This window comes from Dolichospermum compactum NIES-806 (assembly GCF_002368115.1).
In the GTDB taxonomy this organism is placed as follows: Bacteria; Cyanobacteriota; Cyanobacteriia; order Cyanobacteriales; family Nostocaceae; genus Dolichospermum; species Dolichospermum compactum.
Genome location: NZ_AP018316.1, coordinates 4,169,980 through 4,189,228, shown reverse-complemented (window position 1 = coordinate 4,189,228; position 19,249 = coordinate 4,169,980). Strand labels below are relative to the sequence as shown.

General features: G+C 39.1%; 11 protein-coding genes and 1 pseudogene. 5 read left to right on the top strand and 7 right to left on the bottom strand.

Going from position 1 to position 19,249, the window contains the following annotated elements; translation table 11 throughout:
• Positions 1-364: 364 nt before the first annotated feature.
• The 4 genes and pseudogenes from CA730_RS25000 to CA730_RS19375 form a co-directional block, all read right to left on the bottom strand.
• Positions 365-1,788: pseudogene (locus CA730_RS25000) on the bottom strand (GUN4 domain-containing protein).
• An 80-nt stretch (positions 1,789-1,868) separates the two neighbouring features.
• Entirely contained in the window at positions 1,869-3,380 is a 1,512-nt protein-coding gene (trpE, locus tag CA730_RS19385; RefSeq protein WP_096669782.1) for an anthranilate synthase component I, read from the bottom strand.
• A gap of 109 nt (positions 3,381-3,489) precedes the next feature.
• On the bottom strand, positions 3,490-3,906 hold the full coding sequence (locus CA730_RS19380) for a photosystem I reaction center subunit II PsaD (RefSeq protein WP_015079642.1): 417 nt from the start codon (positions 3,904-3,906) through the stop codon (positions 3,490-3,492).
• Positions 3,907-4,014: 108 nt separating this feature from the next.
• Positions 4,015-6,003: a DICT sensory domain-containing protein gene (locus tag CA730_RS19375; protein WP_096669780.1), complete on the bottom strand. Its 1,989-nt coding sequence runs from the start codon at positions 6,001-6,003 to the stop codon at positions 4,015-4,017.
• Positions 6,004-6,759: 756 nt separating this feature from the next.
• On the opposite strand from CA730_RS19375, the gene ovoA reads away from it, so the two are divergent.
• The 5 genes from ovoA to CA730_RS19350 all read left to right on the top strand — a co-directional run bounded on the left by ovoA (position 6,760) and on the right by CA730_RS19350 (position 12,830).
• On the top strand, positions 6,760-8,082 hold the full coding sequence (gene ovoA, locus CA730_RS19370; protein WP_096669778.1) for a 5-histidylcysteine sulfoxide synthase: 1,323 nt from the start codon (positions 6,760-6,762) through the stop codon (positions 8,080-8,082).
• Positions 8,083-8,135: 53 nt separating this feature from the next.
• On the top strand, positions 8,136-9,113 hold the full coding sequence (egtD, locus tag CA730_RS19365; protein ID WP_096669776.1) for an L-histidine N(alpha)-methyltransferase: 978 nt from the start codon (positions 8,136-8,138) through the stop codon (positions 9,111-9,113).
• A 173-nt stretch (positions 9,114-9,286) separates the two neighbouring features.
• Positions 9,287-10,825, top strand: a complete 1,539-nt coding sequence (locus CA730_RS19360) for a radical SAM protein (RefSeq protein WP_053539035.1) — start codon at positions 9,287-9,289, stop codon at positions 10,823-10,825.
• A gap of 148 nt (positions 10,826-10,973) precedes the next feature.
• Positions 10,974-11,471 (top strand): DUF427 domain-containing protein, encoded by a 498-nt coding sequence (locus CA730_RS19355; protein ID WP_096669774.1) that lies wholly within the window; start codon positions 10,974-10,976, stop codon positions 11,469-11,471.
• Positions 11,472-11,474: 3 nt separating this feature from the next.
• Positions 11,475-12,830 carry a hypothetical protein gene (locus tag CA730_RS19350; protein WP_096669772.1) on the top strand — a complete coding sequence of 452 codons (1,356 nt, stop codon included), beginning with the start codon at positions 11,475-11,477 and terminating at the stop codon, positions 12,828-12,830.
• Positions 12,831-13,095: 265 nt separating this feature from the next.
• On the opposite strand, the gene CA730_RS19345 is transcribed toward CA730_RS19350, so the two are convergent.
• The 3 genes from CA730_RS19345 to CA730_RS19335 form a co-directional block, all read right to left on the bottom strand.
• Entirely contained in the window at positions 13,096-16,461 is a 3,366-nt protein-coding gene (locus tag CA730_RS19345; RefSeq protein ID WP_096669770.1) for an alkaline phosphatase, read from the bottom strand.
• 217 nt (positions 16,462-16,678) lie between these two features.
• Positions 16,679-18,205, bottom strand: a complete 1,527-nt coding sequence (locus tag CA730_RS19340; RefSeq protein ID WP_096669768.1) for a glycine betaine ABC transporter substrate-binding protein — start codon at positions 18,203-18,205, stop codon at positions 16,679-16,681.
• 23 nt (positions 18,206-18,228) lie between these two features.
• Positions 18,229-18,996 carry an ATP-binding cassette domain-containing protein gene (locus CA730_RS19335; RefSeq protein WP_096669766.1) on the bottom strand — a complete coding sequence of 256 codons (768 nt, stop codon included), beginning with the start codon at positions 18,994-18,996 and terminating at the stop codon, positions 18,229-18,231.
• Positions 18,997-19,249: the final 253 nt, after the last annotated feature.

Sequence of the window (19,249 nt, the reverse complement as noted above, 5' to 3'; positions counted from 1 at the left end):
AAATATTCTTTAATAACTTATAAATTTAAAAGATTATATTGTAAATCAAACATTTCAAAATAATATCCTGTAAATCTTTTAATCCTGGTTATCCTGATTCTGACAAATACAACGTTCATCACCAACAAACCATCTAAAAATTACCATCCTGTAAATCCTTTAATCCTGTACTTCGACTTCGCTCAGTAACCAGATATCCTGATTCTGACAATTGAGAATTTCAGATTCCCGACAACTTTTAACAATCTTCTCATTTATCACATTAATTATCGCAGAAGTCGGGGATCTTTAGATGCAAACTAACATCCTGTAAATCCTTAAATCCTGGATATCCTGATTCAGACTTAATATTTTTCTGTAACCCTTAAATGTTACAGTCTACAAGTCTCGACGAGAGAGACAAAAACACAACACCCTCCACCAAGCAAAATCTCCCAAATGTACCACTAAACAGACCAAACCCATTAGAAGGGAGGTGGCCTTCTGGTGCTTTCCTATCAAAAGTAATATCTTTGTAGTACAACCAGTTGCCTCCTTTTCTCCATCCTACCTTATCCCCGAACTTGTTCCAGATGTCTGAGTCATATTCTCTCGTTCCACCTAAACCTTGATAAATTCGTTTTTGCAGAGAAAACCCAAATCTTCCATCACTGTATTTACCCACAACTGGTCAATGGTGCGGAGGTCTTCACAGGGAAAATTATTAATGTGGTGAACTTCTAACCAACCTTCCTTTTCCCGCTTCGCAACCGCTAACATTACCCGTCTTGTTTCCTTGTCTGCTTCCTGCCATTTCCCTTGTGCGAGGTAGTCACGCAGTTTCCTGTAGTCCATTCCACAGGATGATTTTAGTCCCCCCTCCTCGCCTGCGGGGAGGGGGTTAGGGGGTGGGGTTCTTCTCTGTGGTTGTTGAATATCAAAATTAATAGGTGGTGGTGTGGGAATATTCACAACAGGTTTAACCACTAACCCCAACAACTCCCGAAACTCCCGCACTGTTTGGGGACGGTTGACTGGTTCTAACTCCATCCCTTTGAGAATAGCCGCATTTACTTTATCGCTAATCTGTTGATTATATTTTTGCGGTGGTGATAAATTTACACTATACTCAGCGCGATAATTAGCAGGAATGGGAACTCTATTCGTTAATAAACTATATAATGTCGCGGCTAAAGCATAAATATCTGTATAATAACCAAAATCTCCCCGTCGTTCATATTGTTCTATCGGTGCATAACCTTGGGTTATCATCGCAGTCATGCTTTTGATTTTACCAGGTTGAAATTCCCGCGCTAACCCAAAATCAATTAATACTGCTTCCTTGCTTTCCCGTCGCAACAAAATATTATTGGGTTTTACATCTCTGTGTAAAAGTTTCCGTTCATGAACACATTCTAAAGCTTGTCCGATTTGGTCAATGTAGCGCAAAGCTTCGGTTTCTGACAAGTAACCATTTTCAGCCGTGTAGTTTTCCACATAAGCTGCTAAATCATCCCCGTCAATGTGTTCCATCACAATAGCCCAAAGTCCATCTTCAGGAAAATTGTCGTAAACTTGGACAATATGGGGATGATAGCATTTTGATAAATCTAAGGCTTCTTTTCTAAACCTCTTTTGTCTTTCCGCAAAGTCGGGTTTTTCTCGTTGTTCCCGGTTGAGGGTTTTAATCACAACCAACCTGTTTTCTTTTGTATCTTCTGCAAGATAGGTTTCACCAAAGCCACCGCCACCGATCGCTCTTTTAATGATATACTGTCCGTTCTGTAGTGGGGTGTTAGGTGTCCACATATTTTCTGAATCAGGATTTAAGGATGTACAGGATTTAGATCCCCGACTTCTAGGATACGTCTTTGCGCGAAAATAAATTCTCAACGCAAACAACGAATAGCTTCTAATAACCCTCTAGCTTTATTTAGAGTTTCTTCATATTCCTTTTCTGGATCAGAATCAGCTACCAAACCTGCACCAGCTTGGACTGTGACCGTCTGATTATGTAATACCATAGTTCTGATAGCGATCGCACTATTCAATTGTCCTTCAAAATCGTAATATCCATACACACCAGAATACACACCCCGACGGCTGGGTTCTAACTCATTAATAATTTCCATCGCCCTGATTTTAGGCGCACCGCTAACTGTCCCCGCCGGAAAGCACGCTTTTAATAAATCCCATGCAGTTTTACCCGGTGCTAACTTACCTACCACATTACTAACAATGTGCATAACATGAGAGAAGCGTTCAACTATCATTAATTCATCAACTCTGACACTACCGCTACTGCATACCCGGCCTAAATCATTGCGTCCTAAATCTACTAACATGATGTGTTCGGCGATTTCCTTGGGGTCTTGGAGTAAATCAGCGGCTAAAGCTGCATCTTCCTGGCTGGTTTTTCCCCGGGGTCTAGTTCCTGCTAGGGGACGGACTGTGGCGATAATTTCCCCTTCATCATTGCATTCGGCTTTGACCATGACTTCGGGGCTAGAACCGATAATTTGCCAGTCTTGGAAGTTAAAATAAGCCATGTAAGGCGAAGGATTGATTTGCCGCAGAGAACGATATAATGCGAAGGGATTACCTGTATATTCTGTAGATAAGCGTTGCGAAATGACGACTTGGAAAATATCACCAGCTTTGATATGTGCTTTGGCTTTTTCCACACTGGCGCAAAATTCTGGACGGGTAAAGTTGCTGGTATATTCTTCTATTCCGGCTTTAGGCTTGTTTCCAGGGGCTGTCCAAGTTAATTTGGTGTTTTCTGGTGATAGTGGTAAAGATAGCTTCCTGACCATTTCCTGAATGCGATCGCTCGCTTTTTGATATGCTACCTCTAACCCGGCTGGATCACGTAAATCTGCGTAAGCGATCGCCCAAATTTTCCGTTTTACCTGGTCAAAAACTAATAACTGGTCTACCTGCATCCATAAACCATCAGGAATATTGCGCTCATCTTGGGCATGAATTGGTACACGCGGTTCAATCCAATTTATTAATTCATAACCCCAAAACCCAAATAAACCACCAATTCCTGAAGGTAATTCTGGTAATTTTACTGGGTGATAAGGTGCTAAACATTCAGATAAAACTGTAAACGGATCACCTATAAAAACTTGTTGATCACCATTTCGATGGGTTTGGGTGGTTTTATCACCCCTTGCTTCCAAAATCCACAAAGGATCACAACCTAATAAACTATAACGACCTACGGTTTCGCCACCTTCCACCGATTCCAGCAAAAAGCTATAAGGTTGATCTGCACAAACTTTATACCAAGCGGATACAGGTGTATCTAAGTCGGCTATCCATTCCTGATACACTGGCACAAAATTACCTTGGACAGCAAGTTTCTGAAACTGGTCGAAATCGGGAAAAATCATAATAAAAATTAACAGTTAAAAATTAAAAGTGAGTTTTTTGTCATGGGCAAGGGGGCAAAGTTTATTCTTCTTCCCCATTACCCATTACCTATCACCCATTGCCTAAGGATTAAGCATCGTGAGTAGCTTTACCGCTGAATTTGATTTGTGCAGGGTTGGGGTTTTGACCGATTCTGCGGGGTACGTGACGCACCATAGAACGTCCAGCATTTACCTTTTCAGGGAACACGCCATCAGCAGGGTGAATCATGGTAGTTTCGCCGCCGGGGAGAATGCGGTAAACTTTGTAGTCGGTAATTTTAAATTTGCGAAGTTGTGCGCCTAAAGCAATACCGTACTCTTTGCGAGCAATGTAAAGTAGGTTTTCGCCTTTTACCATTTTAGCAGCGCCACCAGTGGGCATTTCAAACACTTGCTCTTTGGGACTAGTCCAGGTGATAGCGTACTTTTCTTCTACATCAGCTTTTGTGAGTAGCCCGCCAGTGCTGCCACCAAAGATTGGGGTTTTTCCAGTCAAAGTTGCCATAAACTGTCTCTTGTAGGTTTTTACGGCATACTAACATTGGAACTCGACTTATGTTGCGATCGCGTTATAGACTGTAACAGTTTTTAGTGATTGGTTGGTTGTCAGTTGTCAATTATTCTCCTGACTACCATGCACGATGGGAATTGTAAAATGAAATTGACTACCTTGGTCTTTACCTGTGGATTCTGCCCAAATTTTTCCATTCCAGCCATTGACAATTTGCCGACAAATTGCTAGACCCAAACCAGTTCCCCCGGTAGTCCGACGTAATGCCCCTTCCTCTTGGTAAAAGCGGTCAAAAACGATTTCTAGGCGGTTAGGTTCGATTCCTCGCCCTGTGTCAGCTACGGTGACTTCTAGCATCTCCTGACTATTGCTAATAGCTTTAATAATAATTTGCCCAGAAGAGGGAGTAAATTTACAAGCATTATCTACAAGTTTGGCGATTACCTCCACTAACCAATCACCATCAGCCCTGACCAAAGGTAGGTTGTCGGAAATTTGAGTTTTGATTTGTGGGATCTTTTCTTCGCTAGAGCGTGTCCGTAAGCGACTGAGGGATAAATCTATACATTCTTGGATAGTTAATGATTCAGGATGCCATTCTACCCGACCGCTTTCTAAGTTAGAAAGGGTTAAAAAGTCTTGTACCAGCTTCCGCATTCTTTCGGAGTCGGAAAGGGCTGTACTCAGCATTACCTGTTGCAATTCCCAGGGCATATCCGGTTCAGTAGCCAAGCTTTCTAAACAAACTTGAATGGTAGATAGGGGGGTACGCAGTTCGTGTCCAGTAATCGCAATTAAATTACTGCGGGTGCGGTCCAAGGCTTCTAGCTGTTTGTTCAGTTCTTCTAAATTGGCAAAAGATTCAGCTTGGATGAGGGCTGCACCTATTTGAGTAGCGATCGCCTTCACTAAGTCTAACTCCCCAGGTTGCCATTCATGAGTAGGAAAATAGCAATAATGTAACTCCACAATTCCCAATAATCGCCCCTGATATAATACGGGTTCCATTAACCAAGAACGCACACCAAACTGCCTGACAATTGACGACAAGGCTGGTGATTTCTTTACCTTATAGTCTGTCAGAGTATCAGCTACACATACTCCCTCCAACTTTTGTAGCACCTGCTGAAATAGCGGATTATGTTCTAACTCCCAACTTTGCCCCAGTACAGATGCGACATTAGAATTCAAAAATTCATGACCAATTATAGCTTTCGCATCTGTAGATTGAGCGCGATAAATTAGGCAACGACAGGCTTCTAAATGTTGTCCCAACTCTTGCGCTGCCACTTGGAGAATTTCTTGTGGATCAAGCGATCGCCTAATTGCTGTACTAATCGAATTTACCAGCCGTTCTTTCCGGGCTTGAGCCGCAATTGAACGGTAAGCTTTATGCAGCTTATACTGACTAGCTTGCAGATATGTCACCAACCTCTGCACAAACGGGTCAGTATCAAGGTCACAAGCATACTCACGATCAGAATTGACCACGGACTTACCTGTTAATTTCCCAATCCGCAACCGACTGAACACTTCATCCACTTTTTCCGCTAAATCCGGCCGATACACCTGAATTCTATCTAACAACAATTGGGCAGCTTTTAAGCAGACTCCTTTTTCCGAGGTCCAAATTCCCTCAAATCTTCGCGCTGTATCCATATCCAAGTTAGGGAGCATCTCTGGGATATGTTTATTTCTAGCCAGAGAACCCAAACTTTCTCGACAGATTAAGCAAGTAGCATAATTATCCGCCACCACGAGTAAATGCCATTCTTGCGCTAAAGCATCATCAGGCTCAAAAGCTACCTTTTCATAATATTCTGAGGTATTAGCAAACTCCGTTTCCGGTGCAGATAATACATATATTTGATTACTTTTTTCCGCCAGTCGTTGATAGCGGTGGGCTTCTTGACGGTAAAATCGCTCTTTCTGAAAACTAGCAATAATCAGAGGACGATCCAAATTAGCGGCTAAAACCTGATCTTCCATAGCATGGGAGAGCGCAGTTAGTGAAGTCTTAAAATATAATTGGGGTCGTAGATGGGGGAGTGAGTCTAGTAAATCACTCAGCACGGAAGTGGAAATACTCATTAGTCATTAGTCGTTAGTCAGTGGTCACTGGTCATTAAACACATACAGCAATAGGCAATAGGCAATAGGCAATAGGCAAGAGTAAAGAAGTTTTCAGAGATTTTACGTTTCTTTACACAGTTTGGTTTTATTGTGTTCACCTACTTATATTATCTATTACCTATTGCCCTTATCCATTACCAGTAGCAAGAACATTGATCTATTTTCATGATTCCAATATAGCTTTGTTGGCAACTAACGCCAAAACACTATAACAGGGGCTAATGTATGATTCTAACAAACTCGCCCAAAAAATTGGTATTCTTAGAAATTAATATACTTAGTTTAGAATAGCCTAAAAAGATTGTTTATATTTGTTTTTGTCAATATAGTAATTCAGCTATTAGTAATTTTACTGAAAATATTAAATACAGGAATCCGGCTGGTAAGCTGTTACGCAGCTAAATTTGATAACCATAATTTACTTAAACTTTGTAGTGCGGGCATCTTGCCCGCTAGAATTATACAAACTAAATGCACAACAGCTTAGTGATTTTACTGGAAATATTAAATTTTAATTAAAAACAAAAAAATGGTATCAAAATAAGATAATTAAATACATAGCATATAATTCTCGCACAAAAATTCCTGTACAATTCCTGTAAATATTTATCATTGAGATAAAAATTTTATTAATCCCAGGATTAGTCACTAGTTTGATTTAAAAAAATTAATCAATCCAGATATTACCGAAAATTAATTCACCAAGTTAAGAAAATGACAGATGCGCCTATTCCCCAACTCAATGATTGTAGTTCAACAATCCTACTTAACTATTTTGAAAATTCCTGGAAAATGGAAGAAACCTTAATAAAAAGTGTAATTAAGGAAGAAACCTTTTATCTCAATCCCGACCCTTTAAGAAATAAATTAATTTTTTACCTGGGACATTCGGCTGTTTTTTATATCAATAAATTAATTCAGGTAGGATTAATCAAACATCGGATTGACCCCCAATATGAAACCCTATTTGAAGTTGGCGTTGATCCAGAAACACCAGCAGAACTAGAAGTAGCCATTCAAGGAGTTAACTGGCCTGATATCCAAAAAGTCTGGGAATATCGAGACAAAGCTAGAGCAGAAATTACTGCAATCATTCATCAAACTCCTTTAAATTTACCCATTCATCAACAGCATCCGATGTGGGCTTTATTAATGGGAATAGAACATAGTCGCATTCACCTAGAAACCTCATCTATGCTGCTGCGTCAACTACCCATTGATAAGTTAAAACGCCCCCAAGGATGGAATTATGCACCTACTAATCGAGAAATTCCGCATAATCAAATGCGAGAAATTCCTGGTGGTATAGTGAAATTAGGAAAACGCCAAGATGATTTAACTTTTGCTTGGGATAGTGAATATGGTGATTTAGAAGTGGAAGTCTCACCATTTTTAGCTAGTCAATATCTCATTACCAATGGAGAATTTTTAGAATTTGTCCAAGCCGGTGGTTACAATAATATCAATTATTGGCATAATGAATCTTGGGAATGGAAACAACTCTACAATATCCAATGTCCCAAATTCTGGATACACCAAGAAAATAACTATCGCTATCGTGCCACATTTGATGAACTAGATTTACCTTTAGATTGGCCTGTAGAAGTCAACCACTATGAAGCAATGGCATTCTGTCGGTGGAAAGGTAAAAACATTCGGTTAATGACAGAAGCAGAATGGAATCAAGCATTAACAATATCTGAAGATTCTAGTTTAGCCAATAATTATAATCTCAACTTACAATTTATTTCCCCAACTCCTGTGGGAATGTTTTCAGGAAATCATCAATCTGGACTTTCTGACTTACGGGGTAATGTCTGGGAATGGTTAGGCGAAACATTTAAACCCTTACCAGGATTTCAAACTCATCATCTTTATGCAGATCAATCTGCACCCTTTTTTGATAATAAACACTTTATGATGTTGGGTGGTTCTTGGGCAACTAATGGTACAATGGCTTTACCTTGTTATCGTAACTGGTTTCGTCCTTATTTTTATCAGCACGTCGGTTTTAGAGTTGCTGAAAGTTTGGATTAAGTAAATATCTTTTTCACGCAGAGTCGCAGAGTCAACAACAGAGGATTTAGAAAATGATTGCACAGCCTTTAACAGTTTTAGATCATCATTATCAAGAGTTACGTATTGATGGTAAAGATGTCATTAAGGGGTTAACTGAAAAACCGAAAAATTTACCTCCCAAATATTTTTATGATGATCCTGGTTCTCAATTATTTGAACAAATTTGTGAGTTACCAGAATATTATCCGACTCGGACAGAAGCCTGGATTTTACAACAATACGCTGATGAAATTGCCGAAATTACTAATTGTTGTGAGTTGATAGAGTTAGGAAGTGGGAGTTCTACTAAAACTCAAGCTTTATTAACTGCTTATCAGAAAATTTCTGGTAATTGTAGATATCTGCCTATTGATATGAGTGGAGGTATTCTCAAAACTAGTGTTTTACAGTTGCAAGAAAAGTATCCTGATATTGCTATTCATGGATTATTAGGAACTTATGAACAAGCTTTAGTGCATTTAGAAACCAATTATTTACAATCACGGATGTTATTTTTTCTGGGAAGTTCTTTAGGCAATTTTAACCCAGAGCAATGTGATATATTCTTAAATCAAATTTCTCGCACTTTACAAACTGGGGATTTCTTTTTACTAGGAATTGATTTACAAAAGCCCAAAGACATTTTAGAAGCTGCTTATAATGATAGTCAAGAAGTGACTGCTGCTTTTAATTTGAATATATTTTCTCATTTAAATTGGCGGTTTCAAGGTAATTTTGATATCAATTTTTTTAAACATCAGGCAATTTATAATGAGGTTGATAATCAAATTGAAATGTATTTACATTGCCAAGAAAGTCATTGGGTTAATTTGGAAGTATTGGATCTAAAGGTGTTTTTTGAAGAGGGAGAAAGTATATTAACAGAAATTTCTCGGAAGTTTGATTTACGAACCATGGAAACACAATTACAAACTAAGGGATTGAAAACTGTCAAAACCTGGACAGATGAAAAAGGATGGTTTGGTTTGATTCTTTGTCAAGTTAAATGATATCATTTCTGTGCCGGTATTCAGAAATCGAGATTAAGTTTCAAAAGCCTAATTTATTACCCGGAAATCACAAAACCTGTAGGGGCGGGGTTTCCCCACCCTTGATTTTATTGTATCCGACCGATAACGACTCAGATAAAATGTCTTGTATCAAAGATTAATAGGGGATTTCTATGAAACTGAAAAATCAAAGCATCGGATTAGTTGAAGTACCTGCTTTGGGATTGTATGACGAAGGAGGACATAATTGGACAGCATTATATAGACGTAATACCTTATTGAGTAAACAAGTTTTAATCGCAGATTTACAAGCAGGTGGTTTTGATGCTCAACTTGTGAATCTGAAAGCTGGTGATTGTCAAGAACCCTTTGGAGAAGTAACTTGGAAAGGGATGAACTTGACCAAAGCTTATGTAGGTCAGAAAATTGATGATATAGATCCTGAAACTTATGATGCTTGGGGAGTAACAGTTAATTATACCCAAGAGCGTCAAGTAACTTGTATGGCGATCGCACATTTTGCCAGTAAAGGAAAGCCTGTTGTAGTTGGTGGTTCTGATGCGATCGCCGAACCTCGTTACTATCTAGAAGCAGGTGCAACAGCAATAGTAATTGACAAATCAGGTGCAGCAAACTGGCCGATTTTTGACTATGTACTCGGTAACACTCCCAGAGAAAAACTCACAGGAGTAATTTTAGCTGATGGTACTTATCATCCCACCCGTAGCCAAGCCATGAGTCCTGATGATTGGGCTTTACCATCGGTGGAAGTAGCCAGACAATGTTTAGGACAAGAATACTCAGAAGAGCCTTTTATCGAGAATCTCGTACCCATAGGTTCGGTGTATCCTGACATTGGGTGCGATCGCAAATGTGACTTTTGCCAAACCCCAACTTACACATCAGGCTATCGGCGGATGTCACCTCAAACCACCCTCAATTGGATTGCTCGTCAAAAAGAAGCCGGAGCAAAATGTACAGTCATGGGTTCAGACCAATTTCTCGGTCGCGTCCTATTTCCAGGCGGAAAAGAAGAGATTCTAGAAATCACCAAAGGTGCAAGAGAAATGGGAATGCCACTACTGTGGCCTAATGGTTTAGAACTCAGAAAAGCCACATTAGGAAGAGGACGCAACTATGACCACACAGACCTCACACCAGACGAAGAACTGATCGAAGCACTTTGGGGATGGGATGGCAAAGTAGGCGGTTTTCTAGGATATATTCCCGCAGAACGTCCAGTTTTTGGCAGAGAGTCCTACAGCAAACTTCTTCCCTGGCAACAACATTGTGAAATGATGCAACTGATTGTCAAAGCAGGTCTTCCCGTCATCGTTTATGGTCTAATTATCGGCTTTCCTGATGACACCCACGATAGTTTACTCCGTCTAGAAGAAGCAGTATTAGAACTCCATCAACAACTCAGAGAAATTAACCCAGAATTAGAATTTCAAGTTGCTTCCTATGCAATCTCTCCCATACCCGGAACACCCCAAGGAGAAAACATCCGTAAATCAGGACTACTACGTTTTGATGATCCATCTATAATTGGTGGTTTCTGGACTCCAAGTTGTGACACACACCATCTCAGCTATGAAGATATTTCTGAATGGCAATTTCGATTAGCTAAAATTGGTAAAGCCGAATCTAAATTGATCAACTATCATGGAGGACTCACAAAAATGTCTGCTGGTGGTAAATCAAGTAATTAGAAAAATTTTGGTGTTGTATAATTGCAAGATAAAACCATTAAATAACACTTGCTCTTTGCGTCTCTGCGTGTTAGCGAAGCCGGGCGTAAGCCCAAAAAAATTATCCCATTAGCAACACCAAAAACTCCAATCAATTGAGGAAAAAATCATGATTAGACCCAATCCAATTACACCAAACCCAGGACAAGAATCAGTTTGGGAGTATCCCCGTCCAGCTATTTTACAAGATACCGACAAACATCTGAAAGTAATTTGTAAAGGTATTGTTTTAGCCGAAACAACTAGAGGAAAAAGAGTTTTAGAAACTAGTCATCCTCCCACCTATTACTTCCCTCCAGAAGACATTAAACTAGAACATTTAATCGCTACATCAAAAAAAAATATATGTGAATGGAAAGGCGCATATCAATATTATGATATCAAGATTGGTGATCAACTCATCAAATATGCTGCTTGGCAATATTTTGCACCAACTCCAAATTTTATGCCCATGCAAGAATATTATGGTTTTATTGCGGCTTTAATGGATGCTTGTTACGTAAATGATGAGCTAGTAAAACCCCAATCTGGTGATTTTTATGGCGGCTGGATTACAGCGGATATTGTTGGACCATTTAAAGGTGAACCCGGTACATGGGGATGGTAAATCATGAAAATTTCGGTCATCAAAATTGATAGTTTGAGAATTCATGAACATCATATAGAAATTATCTATCTTGCCGATAAATTTCAATTCTCAACTAAGATTTTCTATCATGATGTTTCTTTTTCTAGGTTGATGGAAAAATATTCTCAACCAATCATACAACGAATAGTTTCTCATATTGCCTTATTTGAAGGCATGAAATTATGTTCTTTGTTTCCTGAATATTATGATATTTCTGTCATTGCTGAATATTTAGAACTTCCCATTTTAGATTTGTTCCTGACAATATATCAAGGAGTATTTGGACAACATTGGTATGAAAATAATATTACCAATTATCAACAACCAGAAATTATTTATTCTCAAAATCTAGGAGTAAGTCAACCTACTTATATTTTAGGAGATAATCACACAATTCTCGCTGGTTGTGGTGGGGGAAAAGATAGCATTTTAGCCCTGAAAATGTTAGAAGTAGGAGGTATTCCTTTTGCTTCTATGCAATATTCCCATAGTATTTATGGAAAAGCTAATTTTCAGCATGATTTAATTTCCCAAGTGTTAAAAAGTGTCAAACCAGTTCACAAACATCAAATATCTATTTATGATGATTTTACTGAATTTCCGTTTTTGAAATTATATTTTCCTGAAAATTCCGGTATTACTGCTCCCGAAACACCAGTTTCTATTTTTGAATCTTTGATTTTAATGTTAGATCAAGGATATAATTATCTCTGTCTAGCACATGAAAAAAGTGCAAATACTGGTAATTTATTCTGGGATGAAATAGGAAAAGAAGTAAATCATCAATGGGGTAAAGGTTTAGCAGCAGAACAGATTTTAGATCAATTTATTCAGGAACATCTGTTCACTAATTTTAAATACTTCAGTATTCTCCAACCTATTTACGATTATCGCATCTTTTATAACTTTAGCAAATACCCTAAATTTATACCTAATATTCATTCCTGTAATGTACAAAAACCTTGGTGTAGGAAATGTCCTAAATGTGCTTATGTTTGGTTAGGTTTAATGGCATTTTCTCAGCAAAGTATTGTTGATGAAGTCTTTAAAAAAAATTTATTCGATGATGTAGATTTACTTCCTACTTTCCGAGAAATGGTAGGTTTATCGGAACATACACCTTTTGAATGTATTGGAGAAATTGAGGAAAGTAGGTTATTGATGAAAAGATGTTTAGAAAGGGATTTATCTGGTAAAGCTTTGGATATGTTTACTGAGGAAATTTTATCAGATAGTACAATTAATTGGCAGAAAATTGAAGAGAAATATAATTATGTTTACGCAACAGAACACGCTATACCTGATTGGATATTTGAGAAAATTAAAGACCAGTTGTAAAAACTAACTACTTCTGAAATCAGAGATTAACCCCTATCATGAAATTGATAAAACCAGTCAAATAATCTCAAATAGTGAACCAGGAACTATGTGGTGGTAAATAAAGAAAATTTCAGTTGTTAAAATAGTTGACAAGATTTGGAGGTAGTATTAGCAAGCGATCGCACTATAGTCTCTAAGTGAAAAAAAAACCAGAGAGAAGAAAATATAGAAATTCTGATCTTCTTCCCTGGTTAATGATCAATTCAATTCCAATACTTGCCGGTTATTCAAAAACAAAGTTGGTATTGATATCCAAGCCAGTAACGCCATTAACAATAGCAACAGTTTGACCAAGTAAACCGATTTCCGTATTACCATTGAGAACATTGAGAGTCAAACTGCTAGAGGAAATACCAAGAACACCGATGACATCAGTGCCTTTTTGGAAGTCAAGCACAGTATTAGCAGCTTTGGGTAGTTCAGCATTGACAATCCAGAATTCGTCAGCGCCAGCACCACCGGAAATTAAGTTACCACCACCAAGACTAACTTTGAAGATATCATTGCCATCACCGCCGAGGGCGCGACCATTAGAACCAAGGTAGAAAGTGTCATCACCCGCACCACCTGAGAGGCGATAGCCACTTACATCTCTCGCCTCAAGGTAATCATTGCCAGAGCTACCAAACACAACGTCATTATTGCCAGCGAAAATTGTGTCATTACCGCTACCAGAGTCTATGCGGTTACGTCCTGCAATGGGAGAAGATACTGTTTGTGCTTCAATTTCATCATTACCAGCGCCAGTGAACACAGTATCATTAATCCCATCAAAGGTAGTATTAGCTGCACCAGCAATTAATATATCAACACCAGTTGTTCCTGATACTACCTGAGTTGCTTGTTGAGATGCCGCAAATTCGGGTGTCACACCAAACATAGTTTGGTACATGACATTGTAAATCTCGGTGTTGTCCAAGGTGCTGGGTAGTTTATCTGCATTCATCCCATGGGCTTTAGCAACAATGCTACCAGGGAAATCGGGAGTACCGACCCAAGCTACACCGAAGTTACCCATTGGTCCATCAATGCTGCTTTTAGCTGCGAAGGGTTTCCAAGGATCTGCAACTGTGCCTGTACTACCATTAACACCATCTAAAACTGCCTGATTTGTATTAGTTGTAGTGGGGTTAACACGAATAAATGGCGCACTAGGCTCAGTATCCGCTAGTGTAGGGCTAGAGGTAGAGTTACCAGCGGGACGGTTGTAAGGCTCAAATTGGAAAACTTGCAATCCGCCAGCATCGCTATCTGCGGCCGTGATCACCAAAGTATTAGGATCTTGGGTGTTGATGTAGTTCATGGCTACACCGATCGCTGCATCAGCCCGGCGTACAGCTTCTATAGTGCCAACTGCATTGTTGTTATTAGCAAAGTTGTCACTACCTTCCTCTTCCACTACCACAAAGAAACCATCAGGGTCTTTGTTGAGGATTTTTAAAGACGCATCTAGCATCTCTGCTACTGTCGGTGCAGTGTTTAGGTAGAGAGGTAAGGGATTAGCAGTGTTTAATCCTAATTGTTCTTCCCTGCGATCGTCAAAGGTGTGGTTTGCAGCAAAAACTCCGAGTAACTTCGTGGAAGCAGTAGCACTTGCTACGGCAGTGTTCATTTGCGCTTCTGTGTAGACCACAGTATAGCCCAAGGATTTTGCTAAATCAATCAGGTTAGTGGTGGGACGATCTTCGGCATCAGCGAAATCAGCATCAATTTGGGCGGTAACGTGAAAACCAGTAGTACCTTTAGGTAAGAGGTAAACTTCACCGCCGGCCATGATGATTTGAGTGCCAGAACGAATTACCTGTTCGGCAATTTCGGCGGTTTTATCACGGGCGCGGATGGTGTTGCCAACGCGGTTAGTGGTGGCAGCAGCAAAAGCGGCTGTTCCCGGTTCACCAATATGACCTGATTGAATAAGGGCGGTTGCTTTACCAGCGGCGATCGCTTCTTCTAAAATTGTGTAGCCAACTTTACCAGAAGCAGGAGTAATAATAGATTGGTCTTCATTCAAGCCAAAGGACTCGTTGAATACCTTCACACCGTTAGCATGGGTGACAGCCCCGGCATTGGAAGTACCAGTTAACTGGTTTTCCATGTGTCCTAAATAGACACCTGCATTGGACATCTTGTCCCAGTTGAGCCTACCATCAGGACCAAGATCAACATTGCGGGTTGCCATGTAGTGAGAAGGACTTGTACCATCTGGATGGATAAAAATCACATTCCCAGTTGACTTGGTAGCTTTGGGGGCTGGTGTGGGTTCAGGATTCCGAGATACCAATTCCTTATTGAATAGGGTCTCATACATCAACTCATAGATCTTGGTATTATCCAAGGTTGCAGGTAATTTATCTGCATTGAGACCATGAGCTTTAGAAACAATAGAACCGGAAAAATCAGGTGTACCAGCCCAACCAATACCAAACTTGAACACATCACCACTAGCATCTGGTGCAGCTACAAAAGGCACAGTGTTAGCCCCCGTTTGACCGTCTAGGGGTACGATGCGGTTCGTTGTGGTGGGGTTATTATTAACAGTACCTACGGTTGCACCAGTGCGGGGATCTACTACTTGTAAACCACCAGCATCGCTATCAGCAGCAGTAACCATCAAGGTGTTAGGATGCTTCTTAATGAATTCCATTGCTACACCAATGGCTGCATCTGTGCGGCGCAATCCTTCTAAAGTTCCGGCCGCGTTGTTGTTATTCCCGAAGTTGTCTGTACCTTCCTCTTCCACAATGGCAATAGAACCATTCTTGAAGTTGGGGTGTTTTTCCATCAACTTCTGGGTTACATCCAACATCTCGGCAATGGTGGGTGCTGTAGCCAGATATAGTGGTAAATTGTTCGCTGCTAAAACTTCTTCAGGGCGATCATTAAAAGTATGGATAGGTGCAAATACACCTAACACTTTATTTGGCGGTACAGGCAGAGCCAGTAAAGCATTAAGTTGTTCTTCAGTGTAAACAACTGTATAGCCTTTAGTTTTTGCTAATTCAATTAGGTTTTCTGTGGGGCGTACAATAGAACTGGTACTCAGTGCATCGAGTTCAGCCGCAGTACCGTGAAAACCATTTGTACCAACAGGTAGAAGGTTTAGTTCACCACCACCCATAATAAAGTCAACACCTGAGTTAATTACCTGTTTGGCAATTTCCGCAGCTTGGGCGCGAGGTACGGTAATACTTGCATCACCGTTAGTAATTTGCTGTGTCTTAGCAACAAAGGCGGCTGTACCAGGTTCAAAAATAGCACCAGATTGAACTAGGGCGGTAACTTTACCTGCGTCTCTGGCTTCTTCAACAATAGTTTTGTTTGTCCCAGACATGGAGGTGATGGGGAGGTTGCCTAATTCAAAACCAAAGGACTCCGCATATACCTTAGCACCTGTAGCATGGGTAACAGCACCAGCATTAGATGTGCCGCCCAACTGGTCTTCCATATGACCTAGATACACACCAGCATTGGACATCTTGTCCCAATTCAAACGTCCATCAGGACCCTTATCTACAAATCTTGCAACAGCATAGTGAGACGGACTAGTTCCATCTGGGTGCATGAAAATGACATGATTACCTGTTGTCATAAAACCTCTCAATTAACTAGTTCAGTTTTTGCAAGTAATACTTAAAGTAACCATGCTTGTGTTAAGAAAAGTTACGATAATAGGTTAAGACTAATTTATTTAGGGATTGCTAAAAAAAATGTAATTTATTATGCTACATAATGAATTGCAGAATATGGGATTAAACAAAGCAAAAAACTTATGGAAATTGCCGATAAAACTTTATAAGTTTTAAAAATTATAATTGTTGAGATTTTAACCACTCACTGACAACTTTTTCCACTGGTTGAGATTGATTATCTACTTGATAATTCATCTTTTGGATTGCAGTTGTAGAAATTTTACCTCCTAATTGATTAATGGTATTTGTTAATTCTGGATATTTTTGGAGAATTTCTTGATTAAAAATAGGTATAGCTTGATATGGTGGAAAGTATTTTTTATCATCTTCCAAAATCACTAAGTTTAACACTGGAATTAAACCATCTGTAGAATTTGCAGCAATAAAATCTACTTGTTTTTCTTTTAATGCTTGATACATTAATCCTAATTCCATTTGGTTGATATTGGCAAATTTTAAGTTGTATGTTTTAGATAATCCTGGATAACCATCTGCTCTTTCTAAAAACTCATAACCAAATCCTGCTTTCATTTGTGAACTATATTTACCAATTTCCGAAAGGCTTTTAATTTGCCATTTTTCGGCATCTTCTCCTCGGATAATCATGGCAAAGGTATTCTCAAACCCTAAAGGTTTCATCACTGCTAATTTCAATTTTTGATCATAGTATGCTTTGACTTTTTGATAAACAATTTCAGGATCACTAATTGGTTTTTCTTTCAAAATAGTCGTAAATGAAGTTCCTGTATATTCTACATAGCCGGCAATTTTTCCCGCTTTTACTGCTTCATGAGCAATAAATGTTCCGCCTAAATTAAAACGACGATCTACTTTTAATGTGGTATGATTTTCTATGTGTTGTGCTAATATTTCTCCTAAAATTACTTGTTCTGTGAAATTTTTTGAGCCGATAATAATTGTTCCTGGTGTTTGTTGATAGTTCCAAGCTATTAATCCAGCTACAATTAAAGTAATTATTCCGAAAACAATACCTATTTGCTGATTAAATTTACCTTTATTTGCTATTTGTTTCGTGAGGTTTTTTTCTAATAATCCTAAACCCAAATCTGCACTTAAAGCAATTAAAGCAGCGGGAACTGCTCCGGCTAAAATTAATTCATTATTAACTGTGGAAATACCGCGAAAAATAAATACTCCTAAACCACCACCACCAATAGCAGCAGCAATTGTGGCAATTCCTACGGATATAACTGTGGCTACTCTGACCCCTGCTAAAATGACTGGTAAAGCCAGGGGAATTTCTACTTGGAATAGTAATTGTTGATCTGTCATTCCCATGCCTATCCCCGCTTCTTTAATGGCGGGATTGATGCTATTAATGCCAATATAGGTATTCCGAATTATGGGTAATAAAGCATAAAGAGTTAAGGCAAATATGGCGGGAGTTTTGCCAATTCCCCCCAGAAAAGGCACGGAAATTAAAAAGCCAAAGATAGCTAAACTAGGGATAGTTTGAATGGCGTTTGCTAAACCAAGAATGGGCGCAGCAAGTTTTGGTTGACGAGTGATAAAAATGCCGACAGGAAGACCAATAGAAATGGCGATCGCTAGGGATATAATGACTAATATTAAATGTTCTCCACTGTGGAAAATTATTTCTGTACCATATTGAAAGAAAAACATAGTTTTTGGATTTTTATCTAATTTTAATTAAGCTGTTCCCAATTATTACCAACATTTAAACAAGCTAGAAATGCTTTTGCTTCTGGATGTTGAGATTGGAGAAATTCTCTTCTAGTTCCTAATACAACTAAATTCCCTTCAGCCATTAAACCAATTCTTGTAGCTAAAAAGAAGGCCTCTTGAATATCATGGGTGACAAATATCACGGTTTTTCCTAATTGTTGTTGTAAATATTGAAATTGTTGTTGTAACTCTAAACGGGTAATTGGGTCAAGTGCGCCAAAAGGTTCATCCATTAATAGGATAGGTGGATCTGCGGCTAAAGCTCTAGCAACTCCCACCCGCTGACGTTGACCTCCTGATAATTGATGGGGATAACGTTGAGCAAATTTTTCTGGTTCTAATCCCACTAAGTTTAACATTTCATAGACTCTATTTTGAATTTTCTGTGGTGACCATTTTTCTAAAGATGGTACAAGTCCGACATTTTCAGCGATGGTAAAATGGGGAAATAAACCTGTTTCTTGGATGACGTAACCTATCCGTCTTCTCAGTTTAATGGCATCCCAGTTAGTTGTGGGACGATTTTGGACTAAAACTTGTCCTTGGGTGGGGACAAGTAAATGATTAATTAATTTTAAAGTTGTAGTTTTGCCACTCCCACTGCGTCCTAATAAAATTAAGGCTTCCCCTTGATGAATGCTCAAATTTAAGTTAGATAACAAAGGACGGTGATTAATGGCAAAACTGGTATTTTGAAACTCAACGGCAATTTCTGATGTTGTTGACATAATGGTTTCGTTAAACAAAATTAAGGTGGTCAGATCCCCGTAAGATCCCCGACTTCTCTAGGAAGTCGGGGATCTTATTTATGCTTATTTATTCAATATCAGTATAAAAAAACAAAGGTAGTGAGTATTTCTTATTCACCTCTTTCTACTTTTATGAGATCTTATCTCTGAGTAAGTATTCTCTACCCCTAGCACCTCTCAATGTTGAGGAAGGAATAAACTATTGGAAAACAGCCAGTTTTCAGGCTTGACT